We start from the raw sequence: 12,184 nt of genomic DNA, 5'->3' as shown, positions 1-12,184 counted from the left end.
ACGACCACCACCCACACCCAATCCACGACGACAGACGACGGGACGGACGAGCGCGTGGCCGAGGCGGCTGAGAGTCAGGCTCCCCCTGGTCCCGGGGGTGCGCACAGCACCGGAGCCGCCGGGAGAGCCGGCGCAGCCGAGGAGACCGCCACCGCGACGGAACGTCTGCGAACGGAACGCCCGCGAGGAGCGGCCCGCGTACGACTACGCCGCTGCACCCGCAAAGCCGCCACGGTCCTCCTCGCCACCCTCCCGATCCTCGCGGGCGTCCTCGCCCCCGCCTCCGCCTCACAGGCCGCGGCGCGCCCCTCCTCGGCACCGGCCGCGCCCGCAGCGGCCGGGGGCTCCCGCAGCGCCGAGGTCTCGGTGAACAGCGTCACCCCGTCCGTCCCCCAGGCCGGCGGCGACATCACGCTCTCCGGCACGGTCACCAACAACAGCCGGGCCACCATCGGCGGCGGCCACCTCGACGTCCGCACCGGCCCCACGCTCAACAGCCGCAGCGCCATCGAGCAGGCGTCACGCCGCAAGGGCTATGTCTCGGGCGCCGAGGGCAACGCGATCGGCGGCAAGCACACCGTGAAGGTCGGCGGGATGGCCCCCGGCATCAGCCGCCCCTTCACGCTCAAGCTACCGGTCAGCGCCCTCAACCTCGGCCCCGACGGCGTCTACCAGCTCGGCGTCTCCCTCACGGGCCGCACCAAGGCACGCCCGTACGACCAGATCCTCGGCATGGGCCGTACGTTCGTGCCCTGGCAGAAGGGGGGCATGGGCAACAAGTCCCAGTTCACCTACCTGTGGCCGGTCATGAGCACCCCCCGGCTGACCGCCGAGACCGAGTCCGACGAGCAGCAGACCCCGGTCTTCCCCAACGAGTCCCTGGCCAAGGAGCTGGCACCCGGCGGACGCCTCCAGCAGATGGTCGCGCTCGGCGACGACCTGCCGATCACCTGGGTCATCGACCCGGACCTGCTCGCGACCGTCGACCTGATGTCCCGGCGCTACCGCGTGAAGAAGGAGAACGGGACCGGCACCGTCGCGGGCAAGGGCTCGGAGTACGCGCGCAGCTGGCTCAACCAGCTGCAGAAGGCCGTGCGCGGCGAGGAGGTCGTCGCCCTTCCCTTCGGTGACCCCGACCTCGCCTCGCTGGCCCACCGCGGCAAGTACGTACGCGGGTCGCTCAGCCACCTGGGCTCGGCGACCGAGCTCGGCAGAACCACCGTCGAGACGGTCCTGCACACCAAGCCCAGCACCGATTTCGCCTGGCCGTACGAGGGCGCCGTCGACTCCTCCATCGTCGACGTCGCCACCTCGGCCGGCGCGCACAACGTCATCGCGCGCAGCGACAGCATGCGCGACCCCGGGCTCTCCTACTCCCCGACGGCGGCACGCCCCATCGGCAGCGGCAACACGGCGGTGGTCGCCGACGCGCGGCTGTCCACCGCCTTCCAGGGCGACATGTCCGACGCCGGCACCTCGTCGCAGGCCGTACAGCAGTTCCTCGCGCAGTCGCTCTCGCTGGCCCGCCAGATGCCGACCCGCGAGCGCAGCGTCGTCGTCGCGCCCCAGCGCATGCCGTCCGTCTCGCAGGCGCAGGCGATGGCCCAGGGGGTCAAGGCGCTCAACGACAGCGGGGCCTGGACCCAGAGCACCCGCCTTTCCGACGCCGCCAAGGCCAAGCCCGACCCGGGTGCGGGCACCCGGGTGCCGGGCCCCGGCTCCTACCCCGCTTCGCTGCGCAAGAGCGAGCTGCCGACCTCGGCGTTCGACCAGGTAAGGAGAACGAGGGAGACCCTGGAGGACTTCCAGGTCATCCTCAGCCGCGCCGACCGCGTCGTGCCGCCGTTCGGCAACGCCATAGACCGCGAGGTCTCCAACGCCTGGCGCGGCCACGCGGGCCAGGCGTCCGAGTTCCGCGACGACGTGCAGAGCTATCTGATGGGCCTGAAGAAGCGGGTGCGGCTCATCAAGAAGTCCAACATCACCCTCTCGGGCCGCGAGGCCACGATCCCCGTGACCGTGCAGAACAACCTCTTCCAGCGCGTCGACGGCCTGGTGCTGGAACTGCGGTCCAGCCGTATCGGCCTGGATGTGGGGGAGCGCCAGCGGGTCGTGGTGGACGGCGGCCACAGCCAGTCCCTCAAGTTCGCCACCACGGCACGCAACAACGGCCGCGCTTTCGTGAGCGCCCAGCTCTACACCAAGGAAGGCAAGCCCTACGGGAAAGAGGTGACCTTCGAGGTCAAGGTCACCTCCTACACCTCGACCGTGCTCCTCATCATCGCGGGCGGCGTCCTGCTGATGGTCCTCGCGGGCATCCGCATGTACACCCAGCGCAAGCGCAAGGGCCCGGCCCCCGACCCGGACGCGCTGCTGGAGACGGCCGAGGGAGAGAGCACGGACGGCCCGGGGAGCGGCGGCTCGGAAGGCGGCCCGGGGAGCGGCTCCGAGGACGAAGCGGAGAGCAGCACGGAGGCCGGCTCGCGGACCGATTCGCAGGTCGGCCCGCATACCGGTTCCGGGGACGAGGACGCGGAGAAGCCCTCCGGGACCGAAGAGCCGGAGTCGTCGGCATCGGAGACCGCCGAGCCGCAGGACCCCGTCACGCCGAAGGCCCCCGCCACGCCGAAGGCCCCCGCCGAGTCGAACGGCGGCGACCGGGAACGGGACCAGCGGGACGGCGAGGACGACAGGGACCCCAAGGACGGCAAGGGCGACGGCGGGGGCCCTGGCGACGACGGTGACTCCGGCAACGACGACGGTGGCGACCACGGCGACGACGGTGGCGGTGGCGACCACGGCGGCGACGACGGGAAGCCGGACAAAAGCAGCGACGGTGCCAAAGGCGACACCGACCGGCAAAACGGCAACCCCCCGGGGACGGGTGAGAAGGTGGACCGTTGAGTCAGCTGGGCGAACAGGGGCAGGGGTAGGTAGCGACGATGAACGCGCCGTATGGCGGCGACCGGGACCGGACTCCCGGCGACGGCTCTGGTCAGCCGGAGGACCCGTACGTGCGGGACGCGTACGCGCGCGATCCGTATGAGGAGCGCGACCCCTCGGCCCAGGACCCGGTGGACGAGGCACGCTACGACCGTGCCGCGCACCCCCCGCCACCGCCCGGCGCCGTGCAGGACCCGAACGCGCTCTACCAGCAGCCCGAGCCCGGGCCGCACGCGCCGAACCCCTATGTGTGGGCGCCGACCCCCGCGCCCGAGCCCGACGACGGGCCCTCGCGCAGGATGCCGTACGGCGACGATCCGTCGACCGTCCAGTTCACCGGCGTCGACGACCTCCTCGACGGCCCCCGCGCCGCGCAGCAGCCGCCCCCGCCCGCTCCGCAGCAGCCGCAGCAACCCCCGCAGGCCCCACAGCCCCCTCCGCCTGCACCGCCCGCACCGCCCGCACCGCCCGCACCGCACCAGCAACCCCCGCGGCCTCCGCAGCAGGGGAACGACGCCTTCGCTCACCTCTACCGCGACCAGGGAGCCCACCCGGGCCCCGACCCCGCGCAGCCCCCCCACCAGCAGCAACAGCCCGCTCAATCCCCGTACGGGCAGCGGCCACAGCAACAACCGCACCAGCCGCCGCCCCCGCACCACGGCCAGCAGCCACAGCATGGCCAGCCCCCGCAGCATCCGCAGCAGAGGGGACAGCCGCCGTTTCAGCCCGAGGCGCCCGAACCGGGTGCCCCCGGCGCGGCCGAGGAGCCCTCACCGCCCACGGTGAACCTGGGCACCGTCAAGCCGCCGCCACCCGTCCCGCCCGCACCGGCACCCCCGTCCGACGGCGGTGGAGGCGGCGGCCTTCTCAAGTCCAGCGCGATAATGGCCGCCGGCACGATGGTCTCCCGGCTCACCGGCTTCGTACGTTCCGCGATGATCGTCGCCGCGCTCGGCGCCTCGGCCCTCGGTGACAGCTATCAGCTCGCCATCACGCTGCCGACGATGATCTACGTCCTCACCGTCGGCGGCGGCCTCAACTCCGTCTTCGTGCCGCAGCTCGTCCGCGCCATGAAGGAGGACGGCGACGGCGGCGAGGCGTACGCGAACAGGCTGCTGACCCTGGTCGCGGTGATCCTCGGCATCATGGCGGCTGTCGCCGTCTTCGCCGCGCCCCTCCTGGTCCGCCTCATGTCGGTCAAGCTCGCCGACAACCCAGCGGCCAACGAGGTCACCATCACCTTCGTGCGCTACTGCCTGCCCTCGATCTTCTTCATGGGCATCCATGTGGTGATGGGCCAGGTGCTCAACGCGCGGGGCAGGTTCGGCGCCATGATGTGGACGCCGGTCCTGAACAACATCGTCATCATCGCCACGATCTCGATGTTCCTCGGGGTGTACGGCACGGCCGCCAGCTCCGAACTGGCCGTCACCACCATCCCGCCCGAGGGCATCAGGCTCCTCGGCGTCGGCACCCTGCTCGGCCTGATCGTGCAGTCGCTCGCGATGATCCCGTATCTGCGGGCAGCGGGCTTCCACATCCGGCCCCGCTTCGACTGGCGCGGACACGGTCTGGGCAAGGCCGCCAAGCTGGCCAAGTGGACGATCCTGTTCGTCCTCGCCAACCAGGCGGGCGTCCTCGTCGTCTCCCAGCTCTCCACCTGGGCGGGCGACACGGCGGCCCAGGAGGGCCACTCGGGCACCGGCTACATCGCCTACTCCAACGCACAGCTGATCTGGAACATGCCGCAGGCCATCATCACGGTCTCGGTGATGGCGGCCCTGCTCCCCCGGCTCTCCCGCTCCGCCGTCGACGGCGACACCGGCGCCGTACGCGACGACATCTCGCAGGGTCTGCGCAACTCCGCCGTCGCCATCGTCCCGATCTCCTTCGGCTTTCTGGCCCTCGGCATCCCGATGTGCCTGATGATCTACGGCTCCGCAGGTCAGGACGCCGCCCGTTCCATGGGCTACATGCTGATGGCCTTCGGCCTCGGCCTGATCCCCTACTCCGTGCAGTACGTCGTGCTCCGCGCCTTCTACGCGTACGAGGACACGCGCACACCGTTCTTCAACACCGTCATCGTCGCCGCGGTGAACGCCGCGGCCTCGGCTGCGTGCTTCCTGCTCCTGCCGCCGCGCTGGGCCGTCGTCGGCATGGCCGCCTCCTACGGTCTCGCCTACATCATCGGTGTGGGCATCGCCTGGCGCCGCCTGCGCAACCGGCTGAGCGGCGACCTGGACGGGCGCCGCGTGGTCCGTACGTACATCCGCCTCGCCGGCGCCAGCGTCCCGGCCACCCTTGCCGCCGGGGCAGCCGCCTACGGCATCATGCGGGTTCTGGGCAGCGACACCTTCGGAGCGGTCGCGGCACTTGTCGGGGGAGGGATCGTATTGGGCGCCGTCTTCGTCCTAGCTGCGAAGCGGATGCGAATTGAGGAAATGACAGCGATGCTCGGCATGGTTCGCGCCAGACTCGGACGATGAACCGGCGCATACAACCATCATTCGCCGCCGTGTGTCGTGCATAGCGGCGGAGTGTAGGCACAATTGTTTTTGGCTGTTTCAAGAAATGGCTGCTACGGATGGGGAGGCAGGAACGACGGTGGCGGAACGGAGCACAGCCGCTGTCGGCGTGGCCGAGACGAGCGGTGAGAACGGCGAACCGCTGACCGCCCAGCAGGACGGCGGAGCCACGAGCGACGGTGCGACGGACGCGAAGGACGGGCCCAACAGCGGCACCGAACTCTCGGAGGAGTCACCGGCAGATTCCACCGCCCACTCCCCTGACCGGGACGAACCCGGGGACGACCCCGCACCCGAAAGCGCCGAAAAGGCAGCGGCCGGGTCGGAAGCCGCAACCGGGCCCTCCGGGACCAGGAGCAGCGAGGGCCCCGCAGCCGGGGGGCCCACAGCCGAAGGACCCGTAGCTGAGGGACCCGTATCCGAGGGCCCCGCGGCCGAAGAGGCCGTATCCGAAGAGGCCGCGGCAGTACGGGCCGAGGAGGCCAAGGGGCGCGAGGAGCCCGGTGAACCAGGCGAGCCGGGCAGGCCGGGCAAGCCCGGAGACAGAGCCAAGTCCGGACCCCAGGGCGGCCCGACGGACGCTCCCGCCTCCCCCGTGAGCGCCGCGTCGTCCGAGAATCCCGCCTCTTCCGCGCCCTCCACCGAAGAATCCGACGAGCCCGCCGAAGCCGACGAGCCTGCCGGGACCGCCGGGACCGCGGGACCCGACGAAGCCGAAGCTGCCGATGCAGCCGACGAACCCGCTCCCGAGCTGCACAGCGGCCACAAGCTCGCCGGTCGCTACCGTCTTGAGGAGTGCGTCACCCGCCTCGACGGCTTCAGCAGTTGGCGTGCCGTCGACGAGAAGCTGCGCCGCGCCGTGGGCGTCCATGTGCTGCCGGCCGTACACCCGCGTGCCCGCCATGTGCTCGCCGCCGCACGCTCCGCCGCGCTCCTCGGCGACCCCCGCTTCGTCCAGGTCCTCGACGCGGTCGAGGAGGACGACCTGGTCTACGTCGTCCATGAGTGGCTCCCCGACGCCACCCCGCTCGACGAACTCCTCGCCACCGGCTCCCTCGACCCGCACGAGGCGTACCAACTCGTCAGCCAGCTCGCCCAGGCGCTCACCGCCGCACACCGCGAGGGCCTCGCACATCTCCGCCTCACCCCCACGTGCGTGCTGCGTACGGGCATGGGCCAGTACCGCATCAGGGGCCTCGCCGTGAACGCGGCCCTGCGCGGCGTCACCAGCGAGCACGCGCAGCGGGACGACACCGAGGCCATCGGCGCGCTGCTGTACGCCTCGCTGACCCAGCGCTGGCCGTACGAGGACGACGCGCACGGCCTGCCCGGCGTCGGCACCCTCGCCAAGGGCACGCTGCTCGCGCCCGACCAGGTACGCGCCGGTGTCCACCGTGGCCTGTCCACGCTGGCCATGCGCGCCCTCGTCAACGACGGCGCCACCGCTTCGCGCCAGGAACAGCCCTGCGCCACCCCGGAGGAGCTGTCCAAGGCCGTCGCGTCGATCCCCCGCATCCGGCCGCCCGAGACTGCCTTCACCGCGCCGCCGCCCTACCAGCGCACCACGTACCAGCAGGGTGCCTACGGTCCGGGAGGCCCGGGCAACGGCGCCGCACCGGGCGGCCCCGCCGCGCGACCGGCCGCTGAACCGCCCGCGCCCCCGGCCCTGCCGGGACGTACGGGCAAGGTCCTGAAGTGGGGTGTCTCGGCGCTGCTCATCGCCGCGCTGGGGCTGGGCAGTTGGCAGGTCGCCGACGCGCTGCTGAAGGGCGAGCCGCCCAAGGACGAGCCCAAGCAGGCGCACGCTCCGCAGCCCACTCCCGTCGGCAAGCCGATCAAGATCGTGGACGCGAACGACTTCGACCCGGAGAGCCAGGACGGTTCGGAGAACCCGGACAAGGTGAAGGACTCCTACGACGGAGACGCCGGCACCTACTGGCTCACGAGCAAGTACATCGGCCGCCCCAACTTCGGCAACCTCAAGTCGGGCGCCGGCGTCATCTACGACCTCGGCAAGTCGCAGCAGGTCAGCAAGCTCAAGGCCGACTTCATCGGCAAGACCTCGGCGAGCTTCTACGCGGCGCCCAAGGGCGCCAGCTCCATGCCGACCACGCTCGACGGCTTCAAGAAGGTCACCAGCGGCTCAGGCGACCATCTGAACCTCAAGGCCAAGAAGCCGGTCAAGACGCGCTTCGTACTCCTGTGGCTCACCAAGCTCCCGCTCACGAACGAGGGCAACTACCGTGGTCGCGTCACGGAGGTCCAGGTCATCAGTTGAGACCGCGGACACCGCTCCGGACGGCAGGGCGCCGGAGCGAGGGGAGGGGCTGATGGCGAGCGACGACGTGACGCGCCGTCCACCGCACACGGAAGCCGCAACGAGCGGCAACGTCACCGTGGCGGACGACCGCGACCTGCTCGCCCGTCACGTCGCCGGTGATGCCGACGCCTTCGGTGAGATCGTCCGCCGCCATCGCGACCGCCTCTGGGCCGTCGCCCTGCGCACCCTCGGGGACCGCGAGGAGGCGGCGGACGCCGTACAGGACGCCTTCATCTCCGCGTACCGCGCGGCACACACCTTCCGCGGCCAGTCGGCGGTGACGACCTGGCTGCACCGCATCACCGTCAACGCCTGCCTGGACCGCGCCCGCAAGGCGGCTTCCCGCCGCGCCTCGCCCACCGACGACACCGAGCGCCTGGAACAGCTCCTTGAGCCGCACGAGTCGGCGGCAGGTCCCACGGAACGGCAGGACCTCCACCGCCAGTTGATCGCCGCGCTCTCCGAGCTGCCCGTGGAACAGCGCGCCGCGCTCGTACTCGTCGACATGCAGGGCTATCCGGTGGCGGAGGCGGCCGAGGTTCTCGATGTCGCCGTCGGCACCGTCAAGAGCCGCTGCGCACGCGGTCGCGCGCGCCTGCTGCCCCTCCTCGCTCACCTGCATCCGAACGGCGCCGGAGGGGGTACCCCACCCTCCGGCAGGGGAAGGAACCGGACTCAGGGGACATCCGTCCCAGCAGCGAGAGATGTTCCTGAGGACGTTCCTGAGGACAGCACCGGATCCGGGGCCGTGAAAGGAGGAGGGGGACAGGCATGACATCGACTCCTTCCACGTCCGACGCATCCGGTCAGGACGAGCACCCGGAAGTCACCGAGATCTCAGCCCTCACCGAGGGGATCCTGCCCGTCGAGCGGCAGGAGGCCGTTCGCACCCATCTTTCGCACTGCGAGCTGTGCGCCGACGTACGTACCTCACTGGACGAGATCCGCGACACGCTCGGCACCCTGCCTGGCACGGTCCGGATGCCGGAGGACATCGCGAGCCGGATCGACGCGGCGCTCGCCGCCGAAGCCCTGCTCGACGCAACTGTCCCCCCGGCCCGAGACCCGGACGGGGACCCCGACGCAGACGCCGATCCCACCGCCACCGCCACTGCCCCCGTCTCCGTTTCACGTGAAACGGAGCGCGAGGAGCGCCAGGATCACCCGGAGCGCTCGGGCACCCCAGACCACCTGGAGAGCCCGGAGCCCGAAACGGCGGCCCCGGCAGCCGCGGCCGAGTCGCGCCCCAGCTCCGCCGACGCCGCCGACGCCGCCGACGATGCCGCTGTCCCCGACCCGATCGACGCCGGTTCCGCCGACGCCACCCCCCTTGACGCCGGCCCGCTCACGGCCGGTGCCGCTCCTGCCGACGCCGACCCGCTCACGGCCGACGCCGCTCCCGTGGACGCCGGCTCTGCCGGAGACCCCGCCCCCGCCGATGTTTCACGTGAAACACGGAGCTCCGACCGTCCGCCCGGACACGCGTCCGGCGCCACAGGGCCGGGGCGTGCCTCCCGTACGAGCGGACGACGCCGGGCCCGGCGCTGGCGTACGGCCACGCTCATCGCCGCTGCCTCGGTCGCCGTACTCAGCATCGGCGGCATCACGATCCAGTCGCTCAGCGGCAACCCCCAGGGGGTGGAGGCCAGTTCGGACCAGGCGTCCAAGGACGGCTCCGGGAAGAGCGCGAAGTCCGACGCCGAGGGTGACCGTCAGCTGAAGCAGCGTGTCCAGAGTCTCCTCGCCCGCCAGGACAGCGGTGCCCCCTCAGAGAGCGGATCGAACGCGGAGCCGGGGAAGCCCTCCGACCCGCCGACGGTCGACACCAAGCGGAGCCCCAGCGGGGACACCACGCTCCGGGAGGACAGGGCCGGCGGCATGGGCGCAGCCCCCTCCTGTGTCCGCGACGGCATCCACCGCGACGAGAGCCCGCTCGCGGTCGACGCCCACGCCTCGTACGAGGGCCACTCCGGATACCTCCTGGTGCTGCCGCACGAGGGCGGTGATCCCCGGCGCGTTGACGCCTATGTGGTCGACCCGTCCTGCGTGAGCGCGGACCCGTCAGGCCCGGGAAAAGTGCTCCTCAAGCGCACGTACCCGCGCGGGTGACACGCCCTCGTGGCACGGGAATGTCTGCCCCGTAGGATCCGTTGGATGAGGTGAAAGCCTCGGCAGAAGATCCCGGTAAGCAGTCGGCAGACAAGGAAGACTCCCGTGAGCGACGTCCGTAACGTCATCATCATCGGCTCGGGCCCCGCCGGATACACGGCCGCGCTCTACACCGCACGCGCGTCGCTGAAGCCGCTGGTGTTCGAAGGCTCCGTGACCGCAGGCGGCGCGCTGATGAACACCACCGATGTGGAGAACTTCCCCGGGTTCCAAGAGGGCATCATGGGCCCGGAGCTGATGGACAACATGCGCGCCCAGGCGGAGCGTTTCGGTGCCGAGCTGATCCCGGACGATGTCACCAGCGTCGACCTCTCCGGTGAGATCAAGACCGTCACCGACTCCGCAGGCACCGTCCACCGTGCGAAGACCGTGATCGTCAGCACCGGCTCCCAGCACCGCAAGCTCGGACTGCCCATGGAGGACGAGCTGTCCGGACGGGGCGTCTCGTACTGCGCGACCTGCGACGGCTTCTTCTTCCGCGAGCAGAACATCGCCGTGATCGGCGGCGGCGACACGGCGATGGAGGAGGCGACCTTCCTCTCCCGCTTCGCCGACTCGGTGACCATCGTCCACCGCCGCGACACCCTGCGTGCCTCGAAGGCCATGCAGGAGCGCGCCTTCGCCGACCCGAAGATCAAGTTCGCGTGGAACAGCGAGGTCGCCGAGATCCACAGCAAGGAGGGCAAGCTCTCCGGGCTGACGCTGCGGGACACCGAGAACGGCGAGACCCGCGAGCTGGACGTGACCGGCCTGTTCGTCGCCATCGGCCACGACCCCCGCGTCGAGCTGTTCCAGGGGGTGCTCAACCTCGACGAGGACGGGTACCTCATGGTGGATGCGCCCTCGACCCGCACCAACGTCCCCGGCGTCTTCGCGGCAGGCGACGTCGTTGACCACACGTACCGGCAGGCCATCACCGCGGCCGGCACCGGCTGCTCCGCCGCGCTGGACGCCGAGCGCTATCTCGCCGCCCTCAGCGACAGCGAGCAGACCCCCGAGCCGGAGAAGGAGACCGCGACGGTCTGAGCGGAAGCCCAAGGGCTCCGTCCACACCTCGCACCCTCCGCCGCGCTCGCCACCTGTAGCACCTGAAGCACACCAAGAAAGAGGAGAACCGCCATGTCCGGTGCCACTGTGACCGCGACCGACGCCGACTTCGATGAGGTCGTCCTCAAGAGCGACAAGCCTGTGCTGGTCGACTTCTGGGCGGCCTGGTGCGGCCCGTGCCGTCAGATCGCTCCGTCGCTGGAGGCCATCGCGGCCGAGCACACGGAGAAGCTGACGGTCGTGAAGCTGAACATCGACGAGAACCCGGGCGTGGCCGCCAAGTACGGCATCATGTCGATCCCGACGATGAACGTCTACAAGGGCGGCGAGGTCGTCAAGACCATCGTCGGCGCCAAGCCGAAGGCCGCCATCGAGAAGGACCTCGCCGAGTTCATCGGCTGAAGGACACCGCTCACCGGCCTGTGGGGTCGCCGTTTCACGTGAAACGGCGACCCCACAGCTGTTTTCCCCCACGCGAGCGCCGTCTTCTGCCCGACCCGCAAGCGGACCGGTCGGCCCTCAACTGTTTCCTCAACTAGAGCGGCCGGAGCGCGGGTTCCTTCTGTACGGCACCCAGCAGCTGATCCAGCGCCCGCTCCATGTCCTCACGCCACGACACGGTCGAGCGCAGTTCGAGCCGGAGACGCGGATAGCGCGGGTGCGACCGTACGGTCTTGAAGCCGACCGCCAGCAGATGCTCGGCGGGCAGCAGACAGCTCGGTTCCTTCCAGCGCGCGTCCCCGAACGCCTCGATGGCCTTGACCCCCCGCCGCAGCAGATCCTTCGCCACCGTCTGCACGATCACCCGCCCCAGTCCCTGCCCCTGGAAGCCCGGTGCCAGCCAGGCCGTCATCAGCAGCACGGCATCGGGCGAGACAGGGCTGGTGGGGAAGGCGAAGGAGCGCGGCACGTACGCCGGGGGCGCGTAGAGAACGAACCCGACGGGCGCCTCGTCCACCCGCACGACCCGCCCGCAGGAACCCCACTCCAGCAGCACGGCCGAGATCCAGGCTTCCTTCTCCAGATCCGGCCGCCCCGTCTTCGCCGCCGCCTCACCGCTGACCGGGTCCAGCTCCCAGAAGACACATGCGCGGCAGCGCTTGGGCAGATCCGGGAGGTTGTCCAGCGTAAGCGGAACGAGCTGTCGCCCCATGGATCCATCGTATCCACGGGGCGACAG

The 12,184-nt window shown here is 70.9% G+C and carries 8 protein-coding genes; 7 read left to right on the top strand and 1 reads right to left on the bottom strand.

The window, feature by feature from the left end; genetic code table 11:
* Positions 1-54 precede the first annotated feature (54 nt).
* From NMN56_RS06765 to trxA, 7 genes are all read left to right on the top strand, one after another.
* Positions 55-2,904 (top strand): DUF6049 family protein, encoded by a 2,850-nt coding sequence (locus tag NMN56_RS06765; protein WP_280842748.1) that lies wholly within the window; start codon positions 55-57, stop codon positions 2,902-2,904.
* Positions 2,905-2,942: 38 nt separating this feature from the next.
* Positions 2,943-5,429, top strand: a complete 2,487-nt coding sequence (gene murJ / locus NMN56_RS06760; protein WP_274042835.1) for a murein biosynthesis integral membrane protein MurJ — start codon at positions 2,943-2,945, stop codon at positions 5,427-5,429.
* A 118-nt stretch (positions 5,430-5,547) separates the two neighbouring features.
* Positions 5,548-7,746 carry a hypothetical protein gene (locus NMN56_RS06755; RefSeq protein ID WP_280842747.1) on the top strand — a complete coding sequence of 733 codons (2,199 nt, stop codon included), beginning with the start codon at positions 5,548-5,550 and terminating at the stop codon, positions 7,744-7,746.
* A gap of 52 nt (positions 7,747-7,798) precedes the next feature.
* On the top strand, positions 7,799-8,563 hold the full coding sequence (gene sigM, locus NMN56_RS06750) for an RNA polymerase sigma factor SigM (RefSeq protein WP_274042833.1): 765 nt from the start codon (positions 7,799-7,801) through the stop codon (positions 8,561-8,563).
* On the top strand, positions 8,560-9,897 hold the full coding sequence (locus NMN56_RS06745) for a hypothetical protein (protein WP_274042832.1): 1,338 nt from the start codon (positions 8,560-8,562) through the stop codon (positions 9,895-9,897). The genes sigM and NMN56_RS06745 overlap by 4 nt, the downstream gene beginning before the upstream one ends.
* 105 nt (positions 9,898-10,002) lie before the next feature.
* A complete protein-coding gene (trxB, locus tag NMN56_RS06740; RefSeq protein ID WP_274042831.1) occupies positions 10,003-10,983 on the top strand; it encodes a thioredoxin-disulfide reductase in 981 nt (326 codons plus the stop codon).
* A gap of 93 nt (positions 10,984-11,076) precedes the next feature.
* The gene (trxA, locus tag NMN56_RS06735; RefSeq protein ID WP_274042830.1) at positions 11,077-11,406 is read left to right on the top strand and encodes a thioredoxin; all 330 of its coding nucleotides are present in this window, start codon (positions 11,077-11,079) and stop codon (positions 11,404-11,406) included.
* Positions 11,407-11,539: 133 nt separating this feature from the next.
* Here trxA and NMN56_RS06730 read toward each other — a convergent pair whose 3' ends face one another.
* Complete coding sequence (locus tag NMN56_RS06730) at positions 11,540-12,157, bottom strand: GNAT family N-acetyltransferase (protein WP_274042829.1); 618 nt, start codon at positions 12,155-12,157, stop codon at positions 11,540-11,542.
* Between the last annotated feature and the right edge of the window lie 27 nt (positions 12,158-12,184).

Source organism: Streptomyces iconiensis (assembly GCF_028657195.3).
GTDB lineage: Bacteria > Actinomycetota > Actinomycetes > Streptomycetales > Streptomycetaceae > Streptomyces > Streptomyces iconiensis.
Note: the sequence above shows the minus strand (reverse complement) of the source record. Positions and strands in the feature narration are given on the sequence as shown.